General features: G+C 28.9%; 20 protein-coding genes. 15 read left to right on the top strand and 5 right to left on the bottom strand.

What is annotated here, in order from left to right:
- Positions 1-3: 3 nt before the first annotated feature.
- From QM495_RS00945 to QM495_RS00935, 3 genes are all read left to right on the top strand, one after another.
- Positions 4-2,064 carry a S9 family peptidase gene (locus tag QM495_RS00945; RefSeq protein WP_408670231.1) on the top strand — a complete coding sequence of 687 codons (2,061 nt, stop codon included), beginning with the start codon at positions 4-6 and terminating at the stop codon, positions 2,062-2,064.
- 77 nt (positions 2,065-2,141) lie between these two features.
- Positions 2,142-3,179 (top strand): PLP-dependent cysteine synthase family protein, encoded by a 1,038-nt coding sequence (locus QM495_RS00940; protein ID WP_408670230.1) that lies wholly within the window; start codon positions 2,142-2,144, stop codon positions 3,177-3,179.
- A gap of 154 nt (positions 3,180-3,333) precedes the next feature.
- Positions 3,334-4,578, top strand: coding sequence for an aminotransferase class I/II-fold pyridoxal phosphate-dependent enzyme (locus QM495_RS00935; RefSeq protein WP_408670229.1), 1,245 nt, complete (start codon positions 3,334-3,336; stop codon positions 4,576-4,578).
- A gap of 87 nt (positions 4,579-4,665) precedes the next feature.
- Here QM495_RS00935 and QM495_RS00930 read toward each other — a convergent pair whose 3' ends face one another.
- Positions 4,666-5,352: a Crp/Fnr family transcriptional regulator gene (locus tag QM495_RS00930; protein WP_408670228.1), complete on the bottom strand. Its 687-nt coding sequence runs from the start codon at positions 5,350-5,352 to the stop codon at positions 4,666-4,668.
- A 113-nt stretch (positions 5,353-5,465) separates the two neighbouring features.
- Here QM495_RS00930 and QM495_RS00925 point away from each other — a divergent pair, with 113 nt between their 5' ends.
- The 10 genes from QM495_RS00925 to ppk2 (QM495_RS00880) all read left to right on the top strand — a co-directional run bounded on the left by QM495_RS00925 (position 5,466) and on the right by ppk2 (QM495_RS00880) (position 15,638).
- Positions 5,466-7,835, top strand: coding sequence for a heavy metal translocating P-type ATPase (locus QM495_RS00925; RefSeq protein WP_408670227.1), 2,370 nt, complete (start codon positions 5,466-5,468; stop codon positions 7,833-7,835).
- A 140-nt stretch (positions 7,836-7,975) separates the two neighbouring features.
- Positions 7,976-8,146, top strand: a complete 171-nt coding sequence (gene ccoS, locus QM495_RS00920) for a cbb3-type cytochrome oxidase assembly protein CcoS (RefSeq protein WP_408670226.1) — start codon at positions 7,976-7,978, stop codon at positions 8,144-8,146.
- A 33-nt stretch (positions 8,147-8,179) separates the two neighbouring features.
- Positions 8,180-10,354 (top strand): cytochrome-c oxidase, cbb3-type subunit I, encoded by a 2,175-nt coding sequence (ccoN, locus tag QM495_RS00915; protein ID WP_408670225.1) that lies wholly within the window; start codon positions 8,180-8,182, stop codon positions 10,352-10,354.
- A 6-nt stretch (positions 10,355-10,360) separates the two neighbouring features.
- Positions 10,361-10,558 carry a CcoQ/FixQ family Cbb3-type cytochrome c oxidase assembly chaperone gene (locus tag QM495_RS00910; RefSeq protein ID WP_408670224.1) on the top strand — a complete coding sequence of 66 codons (198 nt, stop codon included), beginning with the start codon at positions 10,361-10,363 and terminating at the stop codon, positions 10,556-10,558.
- Complete coding sequence (locus tag QM495_RS00905) at positions 10,551-11,192, top strand: cbb3-type cytochrome c oxidase N-terminal domain-containing protein (RefSeq protein ID WP_408670223.1); 642 nt, start codon at positions 10,551-10,553, stop codon at positions 11,190-11,192. The genes QM495_RS00910 and QM495_RS00905 overlap by 8 nt, the downstream gene beginning before the upstream one ends.
- Before the next feature lie 188 nt (positions 11,193-11,380).
- Positions 11,381-12,805 carry a cytochrome c oxidase accessory protein CcoG gene (gene ccoG / locus QM495_RS00900; RefSeq protein ID WP_408670222.1) on the top strand — a complete coding sequence of 475 codons (1,425 nt, stop codon included), beginning with the start codon at positions 11,381-11,383 and terminating at the stop codon, positions 12,803-12,805.
- Positions 12,805-13,260 (top strand): FixH family protein, encoded by a 456-nt coding sequence (locus QM495_RS00895; RefSeq protein WP_408670221.1) that lies wholly within the window; start codon positions 12,805-12,807, stop codon positions 13,258-13,260. The genes ccoG and QM495_RS00895 overlap by 1 nt, the downstream gene beginning before the upstream one ends.
- A 1-nt stretch (position 13,261) precedes the next feature.
- A complete protein-coding gene (locus QM495_RS00890; RefSeq protein WP_408670220.1) occupies positions 13,262-13,987 on the top strand; it encodes a sulfite exporter TauE/SafE family protein in 726 nt (241 codons plus the stop codon).
- On the top strand, positions 13,987-14,844 hold the full coding sequence (gene ppk2 / locus QM495_RS00885) for a polyphosphate kinase 2 (RefSeq protein WP_408670219.1): 858 nt from the start codon (positions 13,987-13,989) through the stop codon (positions 14,842-14,844). The genes QM495_RS00890 and ppk2 (QM495_RS00885) overlap by 1 nt, the downstream gene beginning before the upstream one ends.
- Positions 14,845-14,846: 2 nt before the next feature.
- The gene (gene ppk2, locus QM495_RS00880; protein WP_408670218.1) at positions 14,847-15,638 is read left to right on the top strand and encodes a polyphosphate kinase 2; all 792 of its coding nucleotides are present in this window, start codon (positions 14,847-14,849) and stop codon (positions 15,636-15,638) included.
- A gap of 51 nt (positions 15,639-15,689) precedes the next feature.
- Here the strand turns inward: ppk2 (QM495_RS00880) and secA are convergent, their stop codons facing one another.
- The 4 genes from secA to QM495_RS00860 form a co-directional block, all read right to left on the bottom strand.
- The gene (secA, locus tag QM495_RS00875) at positions 15,690-19,028 is read right to left on the bottom strand and encodes a preprotein translocase subunit SecA (RefSeq protein WP_408670217.1); all 3,339 of its coding nucleotides are present in this window, start codon (positions 19,026-19,028) and stop codon (positions 15,690-15,692) included.
- Positions 19,029-19,205: 177 nt separating this feature from the next.
- A complete protein-coding gene (locus QM495_RS00870) occupies positions 19,206-19,427 on the bottom strand; it encodes a DUF2795 domain-containing protein (protein ID WP_408670216.1) in 222 nt (73 codons plus the stop codon).
- Positions 19,428-19,515: 88 nt separating this feature from the next.
- The gene (locus tag QM495_RS00865; protein WP_408670215.1) at positions 19,516-20,091 is read right to left on the bottom strand and encodes a cob(I)yrinic acid a,c-diamide adenosyltransferase; all 576 of its coding nucleotides are present in this window, start codon (positions 20,089-20,091) and stop codon (positions 19,516-19,518) included.
- A 27-nt stretch (positions 20,092-20,118) separates the two neighbouring features.
- Positions 20,119-20,895, bottom strand: coding sequence for an O-methyltransferase (locus tag QM495_RS00860; protein WP_408670214.1), 777 nt, complete (start codon positions 20,893-20,895; stop codon positions 20,119-20,121).
- 86 nt (positions 20,896-20,981) lie between these two features.
- Between QM495_RS00860 and QM495_RS00855 the strand changes: the two genes are divergently transcribed.
- Together QM495_RS00855 and QM495_RS00850 are read left to right on the top strand one after the other, a co-directional pair.
- Positions 20,982-21,761 carry a polysaccharide biosynthesis/export family protein gene (locus tag QM495_RS00855; protein ID WP_408670213.1) on the top strand — a complete coding sequence of 260 codons (780 nt, stop codon included), beginning with the start codon at positions 20,982-20,984 and terminating at the stop codon, positions 21,759-21,761.
- An 8-nt stretch (positions 21,762-21,769) separates the two neighbouring features.
- Positions 21,770-23,280 (top strand): GumC family protein (locus QM495_RS00850; protein WP_408670212.1); only part of this gene is annotated, 1,511 nt, incomplete at its 3' end.

Below are 23,280 nucleotides of genomic sequence, written 5' to 3'. Positions count from 1 at the left end.
AGAATGACAAATAAAGATATAAAAACACCAAAAGTCGAAAAAATTGAAAAGAAGCTCGAAATTCATGGTGATGTTAGAATTGATAATTATTATTGGTTAAACGATAGGGAAAACTCTAAAGTTATAGACTATTTAAACACTGAAAATGTCTATTATGATGATAAAACAGCGCATACTAAGAAATTTCAGGAAGATTTATTTCAAGAATTGAAATCTCGTATAAAAGAAGATGATGAGTCAGTACCCTATAAAAAAAATAATTACTACTATATTACTCGTTTCAAAAAAGGAAAACAATATCCGGTTTTTGCACGTAAAAAAGAATCTTTAGAGGCTAAAGAGGAAATTTTATTTGATGTTAACAAATTAGCGGAAGGCTTTTCATATTATAAGCTTTCTGGATTATCAGTAAGTCCTAATAATAAGTTAATGGCATTTGGGATTGATACCGTTAGTAGAAGACAATATACGTTACAATTTAAAAATTTGGAAACTGGTAAGTTGTTTCCAGAAAAGATTGAGAATACAACGGGTAGTGCTTCTTGGGCTGATGATAATAAAACGGTTTTTTACACTCAAAAAAATCCAACAACACTAAGAAGTGAAAAAGTTTTTAGACATATTTTAGGTACAGACCCATTAAATGATATTGAAGTATTTTTTGAACAAGATGAGGCTTTTAGTACGTATGTCTATAGAACAAAATCTGAAAAATATTTAATAATAGGTTCACATAGTACTGTTTCTACTGAATATCGTATTTTAGATGCTGCAACTCCTACAGGGAAATTTCAAATTTTTCAACCAAGAGAACGTGATTTGGAGTACAATATAGCACACTACAATAACCATTTTTACATTCTTACCAATAAGGATAAAGCAATAAATTTTAAATTAATGAAAACTCCTATAGCGGAGACCTTAAAAGAAAATTGGTTTGATGTAATTCCTCATAGAGAAGATGTTTTATTAGAAGATATTTCAATTTTTAAAGAATTTTTGGTTATTGAAGAACGATCTAATGGATTGAATAAAATTAGAATAATGCGTTGGGATAATTCTGAAGATTATTATCTTCCATTTAAAGAAGAAGCATACTCTGCAGGTGTTTATTTTAATCCAGAATTTGATACAAGTTGTATTCGTTATGGATATAATTCAATGACTACACCAAGTTCTGTAATAGATTTTAATGTAGATACTAAAAGAAAAGAAATAAAAAAGGAACAGCAAGTTTTAGGAGGAAAATTTAATAAAAATAATTATAAAAGTGAACGTTTATGGGCGAATGCCATTGATGGAACAAAAATACCAATATCATTAGTTTATCATAAAAATACCTCTTTAACTAAAGAAACTTCTTTACTTTTATATGGCTATGGTTCATATGGATACACAATTGATGCAGGTTTTAGTTCAACACGTTTAAGTTTATTAGATAGAGGATTTATTTTTGCAATTGCACATGTTAGAGGAAGTGAATATTTAGGTAGAAAATGGTATGAGGATGGAAAATTATTAAAAAAGAAAAATACGTTTACCGATTTTGTTGATTGTGCAAAATTTTTAATTACTAAAAATTATACATCAAAAAAACATTTATATGCTAGCGGAGGTTCAGCAGGAGGTTTACTAATGGGGGCTATAATTAATATGAATCCAGATTTATTTAATGGAGTTTTAGCATCCGTACCATTTGTTGATGTTGTAACAACTATGCTAGATGATAGTATTCCACTTACAACAGGCGAATATGATGAATGGGGAAATCCTAATGAAAAGGAATATTATGAATATATGAAATCATACTCACCATACGATAATGTAACTAAACAAAATTACCCAAATATGTTAATTACCACAGGCCTAAACGATTCTCAAGTTCAATACTTTGAACCTGCAAAGTGGATTGCTAAGTTAAGAGAGTTAAAAGTTGGGAATAATATTTTACTTATGCATACTGAAATGGATACCGGTCATGGTGGAGCATCTGGTAGGTTTGATGCATTAAAAGAAGTAGCAAGAGACTATAGTTTTATATTAGATTTAGAAGGTTCTTTATAAATTATAAAAAAAAATTATTAAATTTGCACGTTTATAGATTATTAATCAAGATTCATTTTTGAATTAAACTTAAAAAAATGACACAAAATACAGGTATAAGTAAAAATATTTTAGACCTTGTTGGTAACACTCCTCTAATTAAGTTAAATAAAATCACAAAAAATCTTATTGGGAATTTTTATGTAAAGTACGAAGGTTTTAATCCTGGACACTCTATGAAAGATAGAATTGCTATACATATTATTGAAGATGCCGAAAGAAAAGGACTGTTAAAAGAAGGTAGCACAATTATTGAAACAACTTCTGGTAATACTGGTTTTAGTTTGGCATTAGTTAGCATAATAAAAGGATACAAATGTATATTAGCTGTTAATTCTAAAGCTTCAGCAGGAAAAATTAACATGCTAAAAGCTATGGGAGCAAAAGTGTATGTTTGTCCAGGTCATGTAGCAGCTGATGATCCAAGATCATACTATGAAGTAGCAAAGCGTTTGCATAGAGAAACAGCAAATTCTATTTATATTAATCAATATTTCAATAAATTAAATGGAGATGCTCATTATCATTCAACCGGTCCAGAAATTTGGGAGCAAACAAATGGTGAAATAACACATTTAATTGCTGCAAGTGGAACAGGTGGTACAATTTCTGGTGTTTCTAAATATTTAAAGGAACAAAATCCTAACATAAAAACTTTAGGTGTTGATGCTTTTGGTTCAATTTTAAAGAAATTTCACGAAACAAGAGAGTTTGATCAAAATGAAATTTACCCATATAGAATTGAAGGATTAGGTAAAAATTTAATTCCAACAGCTACCAATTTTGATTTAATTGATATTTTTGAAAAAGTGACAGATGAAGCTGCAGCCCATAGAGCTAGAGAATTAGCGCTTACTGAAGGTTTATTTACGGGTTACACAAGTGGAGCAGTAGTTCAAGCGGCAATTCAATATGCAGAAAAAGGAATGTTTGATGAAAATTCAAAAGTAGTTCTTATATTGCCAGATCACGGTTCACGTTATATGGAAAAAATATATAGTGATGATTGGATGAAAGAACAAGGTTTTTTTGATACACAAAAACATGCACATGCTGAAGTAGAATATATAAAGTAATTTTATTACATATAAAAATAGGAAGAGGTTGGAAATTAATTTCCAACCTCTTTTTTGTAACATTAACATTTGAATAGCAAAAAAAAAAAACCGTACTTTGCAGTATTAAGTAAATGTAGTTCTTAAAACGCATTTTACTCAAAATAATTATAGAATGAAAGATTTATTTGAAAGAATAGTAAAAGATAAAGGGCCTTTAGGTAAATGGGCTAAGCAGGCAGAAGGGTATTATGTTTTTCCAAAGTTAGAAGGTGAAATTTCAAACAGAATGATGTTTAATGGGAAAAAAGTTATTACTTGGAGTATTAACGATTATCTTGGATTAGCAAATCATCCAGAAGTTAGAAAAGCAGATGCTGAAGCTGCTGCGGAATATGGTATGGCATATCCAATGGGTGCTAGAATGATGTCTGGGCATACAAAATATCATGAACAGCTAGAAAATGAACTTGCTGAGTTTGAAAGTAAAGAAGCTGCCTATTTAGTGAATTTCGGTTACCAAGGAATGGTATCAGCAATTGATGCTTTGGTAACTAAACATGACGTAATTGTTTACGATATGGATGCACATGCTTGTATTATTGATGGGGTTAGGTTACATCCTGGAAAAAGATTTACGTTTAAGCATAACGATATAGAAAGTCTAGAGAAAAATTTGCATAGAGCTACTAAAATAGCGGAAGAAAATGGTGGAGGAATTTTAGTAATTTCAGAAGGTGTTTTTGGAATGAGAGGTGAGCAAGGGAAATTAAAAGAAATAGTAGCATTAAAAGACCGTTTTAATTTCAGATTATTAGTTGATGATGCTCACGGTTTTGGAACATTAGGAAAAGATGGTAAAGGAACTGGTTTTGAACAAGGAGTACAAGATGACATAGATGTTTATTTTGCAACTTTTGCGAAATCTATGGCTGGTATTGGAGCGTTTTTTGCTGCTGACAAAGATATTATTCAGTATTTACAGTATAATATGCGTTCTCAAATGTTTGCCAAATCATTGCCAATGCCAATGGTGAAAGGAGCATTAAAGCGTTTAGATATGCTTAGAACAATGCCTGAGTTAAAAAGAAAACTTTGGGAAAATGTAGATGCTTTACAAAATGGGCTAAAAGACGATGGTTTTAATATTGGTAAAACAAATACGTGTGTTACACCAGTTTTTTTAGAAGGTGATATTCCTGAGGCTATGGCTATGGTAAATGACTTGAGAGAAAATCATGGAATATTTTGTTCAATTGTAGTTTATCCGGTAGTGCCTAAAGGAATGATTCTTTTAAGATTGATTCCAACAGCAACACATACTTTAGAAGATGTTAAAATTACTCTAGAAGCATTTTCTGCTATTCGTGAAAAACTTGAAAAAGGTATATATAAGCGTATTGCAGCTTCTATGGTATAAAATAAAATAATATAAAATATAAAAAGCCTTTTAGAATTTTCTAAAAGGCTTTTTATATTTTATATTATTTTATTAAAAACGGTACTTTTAATATCCTTCAGACATATTTTTAAGTGCATTTTTATCTGAAATTTTTATCTTTTTATTTACTAAATCAATAATGTGATCTTTTTTTAAATTAGACAATAACCTAATAGCAGATTCAGTTGCTGTGCCAATTGTATTTGCAATTTCTTCTCTTGTTAAAATTACATCAATACAGCCTTCATTATCAACTCCAAAAATTTCTTCTAAATTAAGTAAAGTTTCGGCTAATCGTTCTTTAACGGGTTTTTGAGCCATTTGAGAAACTAAAGTATTTGCTTCATTTAATTGATGAGAAATAACCTTCATAATATTTAAAGAAAATTGACCATTTTCTTTAATGGTATCTAAAATATCTTGTTTAGGAATAAAACAAACATGCATGTCTTCTAAGGCTGTGGCATTTAAACCAACAGGTTCATCACTTAATATAGAACGTTGCCCCAAAATATCCCCACTTTTAACAAATTTTATAATTTGTTCTTTACCATTAGTGCTTAATTTTGTAAGTTTACCTTTACCATCTCTAATACAATATAAACCGTTAATAGAACTACCCTCAGTCATTAAATTTTCACCTTTTTTAATGAAAAGAGAAGTTTTATGGTCTGAAAATTTTTCTAACTCATCGTGTGTCAAAGATTTTAGAGCGTTAAATCTCTTAATAATACATTGTCCGCATTTCGACATAAATTCTAATTTTAATACTTAGTAGTAAATGTCTGTAAATGTACAAAAATAAATGATATTTGTCATGTTATTGAATTAATAAATCTATAGTTTTGTAAACAATTTAAAAAAAAATGAGTTTAAATAGTTGTTATCATTGTGGAGCAGATTGTGGTAAAAAACCAGTTATTTTTAATAATAAAGAATTTTGTTGTAATGGTTGTAAAACCGTTTATGAAATATTAAACGTTAATGAATTAAGCTGTTATTATGATTTAGAATCTAACCCTGGAACAATTCCATCAGAAATAAAAGGGAAATATGCTTATTTAGAAAATGAAGAAATTGTAAGCAATCTTCTAGAATTTAATGATAGTGAAATTGCAGTTATTGAATTTTATGTACCTAGTATTCATTGCAGTTCGTGCATCTGGGTTTTAGAAAATTTAAGTAAATTAAATAATGGAGTGATTACTTCGCTCGTTAATTTTCCTGAAAAAACGGTACGTATTACCTATAAAATTGAAGCCACTAATTTAAAGGATATCGTAGAATTAATGACCTCTATTGCTTATGAACCTTATATAAGTTTAGGTGATGCTGATGCTAAAAAGAATAAAGTTAGTAAAACCTTAATTTACCAGTTAGTTATTGCAGCTTTTGCTTTTGGAAATATTATGATGTTGTCTTTTCCTGAATATTTTCAAGTAGATGGTTTTTGGATAAATAAATATAAAATTATTTTCAGATGGCTTATGTTTTTTATGTCAATTCCTGTTGTTTTTTATTCAGCCAAAGATTATTTTATATCCGCATACAAGGGTTTAAGTCACAAAATATTAAATATAGATGTTCCTGTTGCACTTGGTATTTCAGTTCTTTTTATAAGAAGTTCTACTGAAGTTTTTTTAAATATTAGTGCTGGTTTTTTTGATAGTTTAACAGGTTTAGTATTCTTTTTATTGCTAGGAAAATTCTTTCAACAAAAAACGTACAACTTTTTATCTTTTGAGCGTGATTATAAATCTTATTTTCCAATTGCCGTTACTAAAATTAATAATAACAAGGAAGAAGCAATACCTGTGAAAAATGTTTGTGAAGGGGATAGATTGCTTATTAGAAATGAAGAATTAATTCCTGTAGATGGTATTTTAATTAAAGGAGAAGCTCTTATTGATTATAGTTTTGTTACAGGAGAATCTGTGCCCGTTGTTAAAAAATCGGGAGATAAGCTATTTGCAGGAGGTAAACAAACTGCTGGAGCTATTGAAATAGATGTTATTAATACCATTGAACAAAGTTACTTAACACAACTTTGGAGTAATGCTGTTTTTAATAAAACTAAAGAAAAAAATATAAAAAATATTACAGATTCTATAAGTAAATATTTTACAATTGTAATTTTAAGTATTGCTTTTATTGCAGGTATTTACTGGTATTTTAAAAATCCTAACATTGCATTTAACATAGTAACAGCCGTATTAATTATTGCTTGTCCTTGTGCCTTGGCGTTATCTGCACCATTTGCTTTTGGAAACATGTTACGTATATTTGGATATCAAAAATTTTATTTAAAAAACACAGAAACCATAGAGGATATGGCTAAGGTTGATACTCTGATTTTTGATAAAACAGGAACAATAACCTCTAACGATATTTCAAAAATAAAATATGAAGGAGTACCGCTTTCTTCTGATGAATTACAACTTATAAAAACAGTAATTAGAGCTTCCAATCATCCATTAAGTAGAGCTTTATATAAATTTATTGAAGAACCATGTTTAACCGAAAAACTAGACTATTTTGAAGAAATACTTGGAAGTGGAATTCAGGCAAAATATAGAAATAATCAAGTTAAATTAGGTGCTGCTAGTTTTGTTGATGTTTCTCAGAAAAATATAAATGAAACGGTTATTTATATCAGTATTAATGAAGAATTAAAGGGAAAGTTTAACTTTTCAAATAATTATAGAAAAGATACTCAAAATGTTTTTAATGAACTTTCAAAAAAATATAAATTGATTATTCTATCAGGTGATAACGAAGGAGAAAAAGAATTTTTGAGTAAAATGTTGCCAAAAGAAACTCTATTTAAATTTAATCAGAAACCAGAAGATAAATTAAATTTTATTAAAAAATTACAGCAAAAAGGTGCACACGTATTAATGCTTGGTGATGGATTAAATGATGCAGGAGCATTAGCTCAGAGTAACGTTGGAATTGCAATTTCTGAAAATATTAATGTGTTTTCACCCGCATGTGATGGTATTTTAGATGCAAATCTTTTTAACAAAATACCTAAGTTTTTAACATTAGCATCAAAAACAATCAACATAATTAAAATAAGCTTTATATTTTCATTTTCATATAATATTATAGGTTTGTATTTTGCATTAACAGGTCAATTAACACCTATTGTTGCTGCAATATTAATGCCTGCGAGTTCTATTTCGATTGTAATATTTGTTACAATGTTAACCAATTGGATTTCAAAAAAAAATTGAATATTTGTACTTATAAGTAAAATAATGTAGTTTATTTAAAATCTGTAATTTAATTTTATGATAATTGTCATATATAAAATATTTAAATATTTTATATTTGCTTAATTAACTAACTAAAGAAAATAAAACTAATAACTAAAATGGAAGTTGTTTACATTACAATAGGAGTTAGCGTTATTATTGCAATTTTTTTTCTTATAATCTTCATTAAAGCTATAAAATCAGGGCAATACGAGGATACCTATACGCCATCAGTGCGTATGTTGTTTGATGATGAATTAGTTAATGATAAAAATAAAGAACATAATTAACCAAAATAATAATAAATAAACAATTAATTAAGTATGGAAAAAGAACAGTTTTATTACGATAATAAGATCGTTAAAATGTTTTTATCTGCCACAATTCTTTGGGGAATTGTAGGTATGTTAGTAGGACTTACAGTAGCATTGCTATTTGTATTCCCGGGGTTGCTAGAATTTGCTGGCTCTGATAATGCAATTTCATGGCTAAGTTTTGGTCGTTTGCGTCCATTACACACTAATGCCGTTATTTTTGCATTTGTGGGAAATGGAATTTTTACAGGCGTCTATTATTCTACTCAGCGTTTGCTAAAAACTCGAATGTTTAATGATAATTTAAGTAGAATCCATTTTTGGGGTTGGCAATTAATAATTGTTGCTGCTGCAATTACATTACCATTAGGTTTTACTTCAACAAAAGAGTATGCAGAACTAGAATGGCCAATAGATTTAGCTGTAGTTTTTATTTGGGTAATATTTGGTATTAATCTTATTGGTACCATGCTAAAAAGAAGGCAACGACATATTTATGTTGCTATTTGGTTTTACATAGCTACGTTGGTTACCATTGCGGTTCTTTATATATTTAATAACTTAGAATTACCAGTTACAGCTTTTAAAAGCTACTCTGTTTACGCGGGAGTTCAAGATGCCATGGTTCAATGGTGGTATGGGCATAATGCGGTGGCATTTTTCTTAACAACACCAATTTTAGGATTGATGTATTATTTTGTTCCAAAGGTTGCTAACAGACCAGTTTACTCCTACAGACTTTCAATAGTACATTTTTGGTCTTTAATATTTATATATATCTGGGCAGGACCTCACCATCTATTATATACAGCTTTACCTGATTGGGCTCAAAATTTAGGTACTGTATTTTCAGTAATGTTAATATTCCCATCTTGGGGAGGTATGATTAATGGATTATTAACTTTAAGAGGTGCTTGGGATAAAGTTCGTGAAGATCCTATTTTAAAATTCTTTGTAGTTGCAATTACAGGTTATGGTATGGCAACTTTTGAAGGGCCAATGTTAGCTTTTAAAAATGTAAATGCTATAGGTCATTATACCGATTGGATTGTAGGTCATGTTCATATTGGAACTTTAGCTTGGAATGGCTTTATGATTGCAGGTATAATTTATTGGTTAGCTGCTAAGCTTTGGAAAACAGAATTATATTCTAAAAAATTAGCAAATATTCATTTTTGGATTGGTACCTTGGGTATTTTATTTTATTCAATCCCATTATATGTTGCAGGTTTTACGCAAGCATTTATGTGGAAAGAATTCAATCCTGATGGTACTTTAGTTTATGGTAATTTTTTAGAAACAGTTACCCAAGTAATTCCAATGTATGCTATGCGTGCCATTGGAGGTACTTTATATTTAACAGGATATTTAATATTAGCATATAATATTATTAAAACAGCAAAAGCAGGTTCAACTGTTGAAGATGAGTTAGCTGAAGCTGCTCCATTGAAAAAAATTAGTGGAAAAAGAATTGCAGGAGAACCTTGGCATACTTGGTTAGAAAGACGAACTGTTTTATTTTCTATTTTAACTACTGTTGCTATATTAATTGGTGGGTTGGTTGAAATTGTACCATTAATATTAGTAAAATCAAATGTACCAACTATTTCAAGTGTAAAACCATATACGCCTTTAGAATTAGAAGGAAGAGATATTTATATGCGAGAAGGCTGTAATAACTGTCACTCTCAAATGATTCGTCCATTCCGTTCAGAAGTTGCACGTTATGGTGAATATTCAAAAGCAGGTGAATTTATTTATGATCATCCATTTTTATGGGGATCAAAAAGAACAGGTCCAGATTTACATAGAATTGGCGGTAAATATAATGATAACTGGCATTTTAATCATTTGATGGATCCAAGATCAACATCTCCAGGCTCTATAATGCCACGTTATACCTGGATTATTAAAGATGATTTAAACGCTTCTAATATTGAAGCAAAAATGAATGGCTTAGCCACTTTAGGAGTTCCTTATACGGATAAAGAAATTGCAAATGCAAAACAAAGTATTATTACTCAAGCTAAAAAAATTGAAACAAGTTTAAGACAAGATCCTGAGTTTGTTAAAAATTATGGAAATAGTAATATTCAAAATAAAGAAATTGTAGCGTTAATTGCTTATTTACAGCGTTTAGGGACAGATATAAAAGCAAATAGTAATAATACTGCATTAAAATAATTAAAAATGTTAAAATTTATTAGACATAATTTTGATGGGATGGATGGAATTGAAATTTATCCAATAATTTCACTGTTGTTATTTTTTATTGTATTTGTAACAATGCTTATCATTGTTATGAATATTTCTAAAAAAAGAATTGATGAAGTAAGTAATTTACCATTTGAAGACGATATAAAAAGTAAAGACAAGAATCATGAATAAAAAATCAGAAAATATAACAGGTTGGCAAAAGTTTATGAAGTCTATGACTAAAGCTAACGAACTTGGAAATGAAGAAGATGTAATGCTTGATCATGACTATGATGGAATTAGAGAATTGGATAATGTATTACCACCTTGGTGGAAAGCAGGTTTCTATATAACCATAGTTATCGCAGTTTTTTATTATATAATGGTTTTAGGATTTAGTAAATATAACCAATATGATGAATTAAAGGATGAATTGGCAGATGCTAAAAAAGAGGTTGCAATGTATAAAGCTGAACATCCAGAATTATTTAGTACCGCTAACATTAAAGCTTTTACAGATGCGGATAATATTGAAAAAGGAAAAGCATTATTCACTTCAAAAACTTGTTTTGCTTGCCATGTTGCCGATTTAGGCGGTGGAATTGGACCAAATTTAACTGACAATCATTGGATTTTTGGAGGAGATGTTAAAACAATTTTTCACACTATTTCTAAAGGTGGAAGACCAGGCAAAGGTATGATTGCTTGGGAAAGTACAATAACTAGAGAAGAGAGAATTCAATTAGCTAGTTATATAATATCTATGCAAGGAAGTAAGCCTGCTGCTCCAAAAGCATCTGAAGGTGATATTATTTGGCCTGAATAATTAGCGGTAAATTTTAAAAAGAATAAATACCGCAAATTTTTTATTTAAAAATTTGCGGTATTTTCTTGATTTTAAGTATGTCACCTCTTTATTAATTTCATTTTTGTTACAAAAGTATCGTTCAGTAAAACATATAATATTAAATTTACAACCTTTTAAAAAAACTAACTAAAAAATAATTTAAAAGCATGCAAAGCGAGAATAACTCGAATAAAGAAAAATTTAGAGATTCCATTGGTACCATAACAGAAAGTGGGGAACGGAATTTTATTCATCCAAAAAAACCCAAAGGACGTTATTATAATTATAGAACCATTGTAAGTTGGGTTTTACTTGCATTTTTAATGTCTGCACCTTTTATTAAAGTTAATGGGAATCAATTTTTGTTATTTGATGTAATTGATAGAAAATTCAATATTTTTGGATTTCCATTTTGGCCTCAAGATTTTCATTTATTAGTAATTTCTATGCTAGTAAGCATCGTTTTTGTCATTCTTTTTACGGTAATTTTTGGTAGAATTTTTTGTGGATGGATGTGCCCACAAACAATTTTTCTAGAAATGGTTTTTAGGAAAATAGAATATTTAATAGATGGTGACAGATCTAAACAAATAAAACTTTCCAAACAAGCTTGGGATGTTGAAAAAATAACCAAAAGAGCCTTGAAATGGACTGTATATTTTATATTATCCTTTTTAATTGCTAATGTTTTTCTTTCTTATTTGATTGGCTCAGATGTTGTTGTTAAATATATATTAGAAGGACCGTCAAACCACATAGGAACTTTAATTAATTTATTAGTATTTACAGTCGTTTTTTACTTTATTTTTGCTTGGTTTAGAGAGCAAGTTTGTATTATTGTTTGCCCTTATGGAAGATTACAAGGTGTATTATTAGATAATAAATCAATTAATGTAGCGTATGATTTTGTTAGAGGAGAAGGTGATAGTGGTAGAAAATCGTTTCGTAAAAATGAAAACAGGGAAGAAATAGGGATTGGAGATTGTGTTGATTGTAAACAATGCGTACAAGTTTGCCCAACAGGAATTGATATTAGAAATGGTACTCAGTTAGAATGTATAAATTGTACTGCTTGTATTGACGCTTGCGATAGTATAATGGATAAAGTAGGATTTGATAGAGGATTAATTAGATACGCTTCAGAAGATGAAATTGAGAAAAAAGAAAAATTTAAATTCAATGCACGTTTAATAGCATATTCTGCAGTTTTAACAATTTTATTTGGTATTTTAGTTACCATGTTGTTTATACGTACAGATGTTGAAGCTACAGTTTTGAGATTACCAGGCCAAACTTTTCAATCTACAGCAACTACAGTAAAAAATGTGTATACAATTACATTAATTAATAAAACTACAAGAGATATTAATAATGTAGCTATTAAATTAATTTCTCATAAAGGAAATGTTATTATGGTTGGGGGCATGTTATCAATTAAAAAACAAGATTTAAAAGATAGTACATTATTTATTGAAATTAATAAATCAGATTTAAAATCTTCAAAGGAAAAATTAAAATTGGGTATTTTTTCTGATGGAAAGTTAATTGAGACTACAACTACGAATTTTACAGGACCATTAATTATTAAATAATGAAGAAAATTAAATTTACATGGCCAATGGGTATTGTTTTAGCATTGGCATCATTTATGATATTTATTCTATCATTTGTGTATAAAGCTACTTTTGTTCATAAATATGATCATCATTTAGTATCAGAACATTATTATTTAGATGAATTAAATTATCAACAAGAAATTGATAAGTTAAATAATGCTTCTAATTTAAAGCAAAATGTAATTATTGAACATACCAATAATGGTTTGTTAATTAAATTTACTGATGAATTTAAGGATAAAGAAATAAAAGGAACAATTTATTTCCAACGATTTTCAAATTATAAACTTGACTTTCAACTACCAATTAAACTAATTAATAATGACATTTTGATTGGTAAAGATAAATTGATAGATGGTATTTGGAATATTAAAATAGATTGGACGGCTAATAATAAAGCTTTTTTGTTTAAAGAAAAAATAATGTATTAGGATGCTTTGGACTGCACTTGTTTTAGGATTGGCAGGAAGTTTTCATTGCATAGGTATGTGTGGACCAATTGCCTTTGTTTTACCCGTTGATAGATCCTCAAAAAGCAAGGTGTTTTTTCAAACATTTTTGTACAACTTTGGAAGATTAATAAGTTATTCTTTAATTGGACTTTTGTTTGGTTTTATAGGGAAAGGACTTTATTTAGCAGGTTTTCAACAACGTTTATCTGTATTAATGGGTGTTATAATGATTGCTACAATTGTAATTCCAATTTCAATATTTAATAAATATAATTTTTCAAAACCACTTTATAAAATTATAGCACAAGTTAAAATTAAACTAGGTTTTTATTTAAATAAAAAATCTAATAAAGCATTATTTTTAATAGGTTTTTTTAATGGATTTTTACCTTGTGGTTTAGTTTATATGGCTTTAATTGGCTCAATTTCCACAGGAAATGCAATCCAAGGATCATTATATATGGCAGTATTTGGCTTAGGCACAATACCAATGATGAGCGCTGCAGTGTTCATAGGAAACTTTGTAAGTTTTTCATTAAGAACAAAAATTCAAAAAGCCATACCAATTTTTGTTGTTATTATTGGATTATTATTTATTTTACGTGGATTAGGATTAGGAATTCCTTATATTTCACCATCAGATGTAAAATTGCAAATATCAAATAACCCTACAGGATGTGTAACTGTTGAAAATGATGACTATTAATGGAAGAATCAACAAAATTAACAATTGAAGACTTCGAAAAAGTAACTTCAAATAATGAGCTTTTACAATTAATAAAAGAAAAGAAGATTTCAATTGATAAAGTAAATAAAAAATTATTTTATGAAGAAGAATTACGCCGTTTACAAATTGAATTAGTAAAACTTCAACATTGGATTTCTGGAAATAATAAGCGAGTAGCAATTATTTTTGAAGGAAGAGATGCTGCCGGTAAAGGAGGGAATATAAGACGATTTACAGAGCATTTAAACCCTCGTTCTATGAGGGTAGTTGCCTTAAATAAACCAACTGAAGTTGAACAGGGGCAATGGTATTTTAGACGATACATACGTAAATTACCAAATCCAGGTGAAATAGTATTTTTCGATAGAAGTTGGTATAATAGGGCAGTTGTAGAACCTGTAATGGGTTTTTGTTCAGATACTCAATATAAAAAATTCATGGTTCAAGTACCTGAATTTGAGCATATGTTGTATGAAGATGGATTAATATTGATTAAATTTTGGTTTTCAATTTCAAAAAATGAGCAATTAGATAGATTTAATGCTCGTTTAGAAACGCCATTAAAGCGTTGGAAATTTAGTCCCGTAGATAAAAAAGGGCAAGAGCTTTGGGATAAATATAGCTATTTAAAAGAACAAATGTTTAGTAAAACACACACAAGTTATAGTCCTTGGATAACGGTTAGAGCTAATGATAAAAAAATAGCGCGTTTAGAATGCATTAGATATGTCCTATCGCAATTTGATTATGATGGTAAAGACGAAGCTTTAACTACATTATTACCAGATCCAAATATTATTATGAGGTATTATCGTTCATCAAACCAAATAGATTAAGTATGCACGAAGAATATATATTAACTCAAGAAGATGTTAAAATCCTGAATACAAATAAAGGGCTAACTGCATTACTATCAAAAGAGCCATATAATATAGAAAAGGCTGTTAGATATGTGAAATATGAGAAAAGACTAAAAAAATTACAAGTTGAATTAATCAGATTACAGTCTTGGGTCATAGATGAAAATGAACGTATAATTGTTATTTTTGAAGGAAGAGATGCAGCGGGTAAAGGTGGTGCTATTAGACGAGCAACTGAGAGAATGAATCCACGACATTTGCGCATAGTTGCATTGCCAAAACCTACAGAAGATGAAAAGTCTCAGTGGTATTTTCAGAGATATGTAAAACAATTTCCAAAGGCTGGTGAATTAGTTTTTTTTGATAGAAGTTGGTATAATAGAGCAGTTGTTGAGCCTGTAAATGGTTTTTGTACGCAAGAAGAACATGAAATTTTCATGAACCAAGTAAATGATTTTGAGAGTATGATTACAGAATCAGGAATACGTTTGGTGAAAATTTATATGTCAATTTCTAAAAAAGAACAAGCTAAAAGATTTGATGATATTAAAAGTGATCCCTTAAAACAATGGAAAATGACTGCCGTTGATGAACAGGCACAAGAATTATGGGATACTTATACAGCGTATAAAAATAAAATGTTTTCAAAAACAAAAGAAGGTGTTGTGAAATGGAAAATAATTAGAGCAAATAGAAAAACATTTGCAAGAGTAGATGCCATAAAACACATTCTTAATAATATACCTTATGATAAGAATAAAAAAGTATAAAAAAAAGCTCAAATTTAATTTGAGCTTTTTTATTATTTTAATATATTTATTTTACTCTTCAATCAACACCCAATCTCCTTTTTGAATTAAAGGAATTGCTTGCTTGTATTTTAAAGACTTATTTTCACCACTCATTACATTTTTGATGGTTACTTTTTCATTTCTACCAATTTTACGCTCAGTACGAATAATAGTCTCAACTACTTGAGGCTGTTGTGTTTGATTGGTTTGAGTATCACCAGTCTGACTGCTATATTCTTCTTTACTTAGTTGAACTTTATCACGTTTTCGTTCTTTTGCTTGCGAAACCTGATTAGCATCATGTGAAGGTAATTCACCTTTAAATAAAAATGATAAAACTTCTTTATTTACTTTATCAAGCATACTATTAAATAATTCAAATGATTCAAACTTGTAAATTAAAAGAGGATCTTTTTGCTCATAAGTAGCATTTTGAACCGATTGTTTTAACTCATCCATTTGGCGTAAATGATCTTTCCAAGTATCATCAATAATAGCCAAGGTTATATTCTTTTCAAAATCGATAACTAATCCTTTTCCTTCAGTTTCATAAGCTTCTTTCAAGTTTGTAACAACTTTTAGTTCTTTAGTACCATCAGTAAAAGGAACTACAATTCGTTCATATTTATCACCTTGATTTTCATATACATCTTTAATAACAGGGAATGCTGATTTTGCACTTCGTTCTAACTTTTCTTTATAATGTTTGTAAACAATATCAAAAAGTTGATCTGTTAGTTCTTGTTCTGAAAGTGTTTTAAATTCTTCTTCAGTAAAAGGTGAGTTTGTTGATGAAAACCGAATTAATTCAAATTCAAAATTTTGATAATCACTAGTAATTTTATTTTCTCTAATTAATAAGCTACAAGTATCAAAAACCATATTTACAATATCAACTTGCAAACGGTCTCCATATAATGCATGGCGTCGACGTTTGTATACTACTTCACGTTGAGAGTTCATTACATCATCATATTCTAGTAATCGCTTACGTACACCAAAGTTATTTTCTTCAACTTTACGCTGTGCTCTTTCAATAGATTTGGTAATCATAGAATGTTGAATTACTTCACCTTCTTTTAATCCCATTCTATCCATCATTTTTGCAATACGTTCTGAGCCAAATAAACGCATTAAGTTATCTTCTAAAGAAACATAAAATTGAGATGAACCTGGATCCCCTTGACGACCAGCACGACCACGTAACTGACGGTCTACACGACGAGAATCATGGCGTTCAGTACCAATAATAGCCAAACCTCCAGCAGTTTTCACTTCATCAGATAATTTGATATCTGTACCACGACCGGCCATATTTGTTGCAATTGTAACTATACCAGCATTACCAGCTTGTGCCACAATATCAGCTTCTTTTTTATGTAATTTTGCATTTAAAACATTATGGTTAATTTTTCTAATAGAAAGCATTCTTCCTAATAATTCTGAAATTTCAACAGATGTTGTTCCTACTAAAATAGGACGACCTTGATTTACTAATTTTTCAATCTCGTCAATAACTGCATTATATTTTTCACGTTTTGTTTTAAAAACTAAATCTTCTCGGTCATCACGTATTAATGGAACATTTGTTGGAATTTCAATAACATCTAATTTGTAAATATCCCAAAATTCACCAGCTTCAGTAATTGCTGTACCTGTCATACCTGAAAGTTTACGGTACATTCTAAAGTAATTTTGTAGTGTAACCGTTGCATAGGTTTGTGTTGCAGCTTCAATCTTCACATTTTCTTTTGCTTCAATTGCTTGATGTAAACCGTCTGAATAACGACGACCATCCATAATACGACCAGTTTGTTCATCAACAATTTTAATTTTATCGTCCATAATAACATACTCAATATCTTTTTCAAATAATGTGTATGCTTTTAATAACTGATTCATTGTATGAATTCGTTCACTTTTTATACTATAATCACGGTATAATTCTTCTTTTTTAGCAGTTTTTTCTTCAGGACTACTTTCTTCGTTATCTATTTGCCCAATTTTAATGCTTAAATCAGGTAAAATAAAGAAGTTTTCATCTCCGTCATCACCAGATAAAAAGGCAATTCCTTTATCGGTTAATTCAATAGAGTTATTTTTTTCATCAATTACAAAATATAATGCCTCATCAATTTTAGGCATTTCACGATTGTTATCTTGCATATAAATGTTCTCCGTCTTTTGTAAAAGTTGCCTTATACCTTCCTGACTTAAAAACTTGATTAATGCTTTACTTTTTGGTAGCCCTCTATAAACTCGAAGTAGTAAAAAACCACCTTCTTTTGTATTTCCTTCTTTAATTAATTTTTTTACTTCAGCTAAAACACCAGTTAAATAATTGCGTTGTATAGAAACAATTTCATCTACATTTGGTTTTAGTTCATTAAATTCATGGCGGTCAGCGTTTGCAGTTGCTCCAGAGATAATTAACGGTGTACGTGCATCATCAACTAATACAGAATCCACCTCATCCACAATAGCGTAATTATGTGGTCTTTGCACTAAATCGTTTGGTGAGTGTGACATATTATCACGTAAATAGTCAAAACCAAATTCATTATTTGTACCATACGTAATATCTGAATTATAAGCTTTTCTACGTGCATCTGAATTTGGTTCGTGATGATCGACACAGTCTACACTAAGTCCGTGAAATTCAAAAATTGGCCCCATCCAAGCTGCATCACGTTTTGCCAAATAATCATTTACCGTTACAACATGAACACCTTTTCCTGTAAGTGCATTTAAATAAACAGGAAGAGTAGAAACTAATGTTTTACCTTCACCAGTCATCATTTCAGCAATTTTACCTTGGTGTAATACAAACCCTCCAATTAGTTGCACATCATAATGAACCATATTCCAAGTAACTTTTATTCCTTGCGCATCCCATACGTTTGCCCAAGTAGCCTTTTCATTTTCAAGAGTAATATTATCTCTAGTACTAGAAAGTTCTCTATCAAAAGGTGTTGCAGTTACTGTAATTGAATCATTTTCAGTAAATCGTTTTGCAGTTTCTTTGATAACGGCAAAGGCTTCTGGCATAATTTCTGTTAATACCTTTTCTGAAGCTTCATACGAACTATCTTCTAATTCATCAATTTCAGTATAGATTTCTTCTTTTCTATCTACATTGGAATTATGAGTTTCCTCTTCAAGTTCTTTTATTTTTGAACTAAATTCATTAGTTACTTCAACAATTTTATTTTTAAAATAATTAGTCTTTTCTCTTAACTGATCATTTGTTAAGCCAGATATTTCTTTTTCAAAAGCAATAACATTGGCAACAATTGGTTGAAGCAGTTTTAAATCTTTTTTCTTTTTATCTCCAACAAATACTTTAAGAACGGAATTTATTATACTCATAGTTAATGTGTCAATTATTTATTGATTACTTAATTTTTGTGTAATCTTAATTGTATTTTATTTAAAAAGCGAATTTAAAATATTTTAATTTTAAAAGACTTAAAATATGTTTAAAATATAGTTAATAAACCAAAAAAAAAGCCTCAACGGAGACTTTTTAGTGTTTATTTATTTTTTTTAATATTCATCCTCATTCCAAAGATAATCTTCCTCGGAAGGATAATCTGGCCAAATTTCTAGAATACTATCGAAACTTTCTTCTTCTTCTTCAATTTCTTGAAGGTTTTCAACAACTTCTAAAGGTGCTCCAGTTCTAATAGCATAGTCTACTAATTCATCTTTTGTTGCTGGCCAAGGTGCATCTGATAAATACGATGCTAATTCTAATGTCCAATACATGTGTTTATCGTATTAAATTTCTGCAAAAATAATTTTTTTACTTAAATAGTCAAGTTTTTTATTACTTTTTTTTACAATTAAAAAGAACTTACAATATTTTCTCAGGAATCCATTTAATTTCTTGAGCGTTATTATCAATTGTCAATTTTCGTGCCAGTACAAAAAGGTAGTCAGAAAGTCTATTTAAATACACTAAAATTTGTGGTTCAATACTACTTTCATCACTTAATTGTGTACTTATACGTTCAGCTCTTCTACATATACAACGAGCAATGTGACAATATGACACGGTTGTATGTCCGCCTGGTAAAATAAAATGTGTCATAGTTGGTAATGATTTATTCATAGAATCCATTTCATTTTCTAATAATTCAATAGATTTTGAATTAATTTTATTGATGTTTAAACGTTCTTTTCCACTTTTTAATACTTTTTTTTCTGGAGGAGTTGCTAACATAGATCCTAAAGTGAATAATTCATGTTGAATTTTAAGTAAGATATTTGATGTATGCTCCTCAATTTTTTGATCACGAATTAAACCAATATAAGAGTTTAATTCATCAACCGTTCCATACGCTTCAATGCGTAAATTATATTTTGGAACACGTGTTCCACCAAAAAGCGAAGTTTTTCCCTTGTCACCAGTTTTAGTATAAATTTTCATAACGTGAATTTAATAATTTATTGTTAGTTAAACTCTAATTGTAAAATGTTCTTTTTCTTGCTCTTTTCTGAAGAAAATGATTCCCCAAAAATAAGTATTAATACTTATTGTAACTTTTGGGTGATTTTTTATAATTAGCCAAGCTTCTTGCATTTCAGAAGACCAATGAATGTCATCAAAAATAAATACAGAATTATTATGTACTGTTTCTACACACAAATTAAAATAATATAATGTTGCTTCTTTTTGATGATTTCCATCGAAATAAATTAAATCAAATTTTTTATTTTTTATTATTAATGGTAGTGTTTTATTGAAGTTTCCAACAGTAATTTTAATGTTTTCTAAATTAAAATTTGTAAATAATTGTTTTGCTACAGCTGCTGTATTTTTGCAACCTTCAAGTGTTTTAATGTGAGAAGTTGAATTTCCAACACTAATAGTGGCGGAACTTAAACCAACCGAAGTACCAATTTCAAGAACGTTTTGTGGTTGGAAATAATCGATAATCCGAATTAAAAGAAGAGACTTTTTTAAATTAATACCTGCAACTTTAGCAATTTCTGATACTTTTCTTTCGTTATTTTTAAATATTTTAGAACCGCTACCAAAATCAGTAACTGTGATAATTTTATTATTTGATTTTAGCCATTGTTTCATGTTTTTCACCAAAATAATTTTAGTGCTATTTGTTTTGGAATAAAAACAATTGGTAATTAAATTATAGACAAATGGAGAATGTACACCGTGTTGATTGGTTGATTTAAATAAAAATAAAATAAATGACTTAACTTTGAACCACATTTTAAATGAAATTTAACACGAAAATAGTAGAAATATTATTTTAATCTGCTATTTAAAATTATATTTGCTTACTACACTAAATTTATATGAAGAAACTTTTTTTATATGTATTGATTTTAAGTTGTTTACCTTCTTGTGTATCAACCAAACAAATGACTTATTTTCAGGGAGAGCCAATAAGTAAATCGGAACTTTATAAGCTAAATAACGAACCTTATCGTTTACAAGTGAATGATATTTTATATATTGATATTAAAGCAGATAATCCTGAAATTGTATCCTTATTTAAAAGTGAAAATAGTAGCCAAACAAATACTAATAAAGGTGAATCTTTATATTTTACAGGATATACAGTTGATAGACATGGAAATATAAGAATGCCATATATTGGAAATTTAAATATTTTAGGTTATACAGAAAATGAAGTAAGATTAAAAATTGAAGGAGAATTAAGTAAGTTTTTAAAAAAACCAGAGCTAGTTTTTGTAACTGTAAAATTAGCAGGAATTAGATTTGTGGTTGCAGGTGAAGTAGGTTCTCCAGGCACCATTAATTTAACTCAAAACCAAGTTACTATTATTGATGCTATTGCTAACGCCGGCGAAATTTCAGAACTAGGGAATAGGGAGAATGTTACACTTATTAGGAAAACATTAGATGGTGTAAAAAAATATAAATTAGATCTCACAAAAATTGACATATTTGAATCAGAAAATTTTTATGTACAACCTAACGATGTAATTTATGTAGCACCATTAAAGCAAAAAGCTTGGGGGACAGGAACAACAGGTTTACAATCCTTTTCTACAGTTGTAACTGTTTTATCCTTTTTGGTGAGTTCGGTATTATTGGTTAAAAATTTATAGATTTTGCAATGGAGAATAAATTTAATCTTATTGAAAATAGAGCTGAACATATTTCAGATATTAAAGATTATATATTTAGAGTTTTAGCAAATTGGAAATGGTTTTTATTTGCAATTTTAATAGCTTTAGGAATTGCGTACTATTTCAATATATCAGCTGAAAAAATTTATGGATTAGAAACCACAATTGAAGTTAAAGAAAAGCAAAATCCACTATTTGCATCAGGTACTAATATTGCTTTTAATTGGGGAGGAGTAAGTGACAAAGTTGAATCTATAAGAAAATCGTTAATATCTCGAACTCATAATGAAAAAGTAGTAAAAGAATTAAAATTTTATATTGAATACTTAAAAGAAGGTCGATTTAGGAAAGAAGATGTTTATGGAAAAGTAGATTTTGAAATTAACCTTCAACCAAACCAATATCAATTATTAAACACGCTTATTAAAATTAATTTTATAGATACTAATAGTTTTGAATTATCTGTTAATTTTGAAGAAGGTTCTAACTATAATTTGATTAATTATAAAGATAATTCTACTAAGAAATTAGAAGTTGAAAAGAACAGTTTTTCTCAAGTATATTTGATTGATGAATATATAAACGTACCTTTTTTAAAAGCAGAAATTGTTGTTCATAAAAACTCAAAACTTTTAGTTGGAAAATCATTTTTTATAAAACTAAAAACAATTAACCAAACTACTAAAAAATATCAAAATATAAGAGCTAAAGGGCTTTCAGGAACGTCACTGGTTGAATTGTCCTTAACAGGAACTAATAAAAACAGGATTGTAGATTTTTTAAATAAAACTGTTGAAGTACTATCAGATTACGAGTTAGAACAAAAAACAAATTATGCGTATAATACTAAAAGATTTATCGATGCACAATTTAAAAATACTTCAGATAGCTTAAAGCTTATTGAAGATAATATTGAAAAATTTAAAGAAAAGAATTCTATTTATGATTTGTCTGCTCAAGGTGGTGAAATTTTTTCTCAAACAACAGGTTTGGATAAAATGCAGAGACAATTAAATGATAGAATTGAATATTTTGAAAACCTAGAATCATATATAAAATCAAATTCTAACTATGCTAGAATCCCAGCTCCTGCAATTATAAATATTGAAGACGGTTCAATTTCTTCGATGGTTGGTGAATTAACTAGGCTTTCAGTTAATAAAGAAAAATTAGCTAAAGAAGTAACTCAAAACCACCCTTCTTTAAAATTAATTAATGCAGAAATTGAAACTGCTAGAAAGGTATTGCTTGAAAATTTATCATCATTAAAAGAAGCAACAAAAGTTAGTTTAAGAAATAGTAAAAGAAGATTAAATTCATATAATTATCAGCTAACAAAACTTCCAAATAAGGAACAAAAATTATTAAATTTTCAGCGAAAGTATAGTTTAACAGAGTCTAACTTTGTGTTTTTAATGCAAAAACGTTACGAAGCTGATATAGCAATTGCAGCCAGTGTCTCAGATATTTCAGTTTTAGACACCGCAAAAGATACAGG

This window comes from Lutibacter sp. (assembly GCF_046055765.1).
Lineage (GTDB): Bacteria > Bacteroidota > Bacteroidia > Flavobacteriales > Flavobacteriaceae > Lutibacter.
This window is presented reverse-complemented; position numbering and strand designations above follow the sequence as displayed.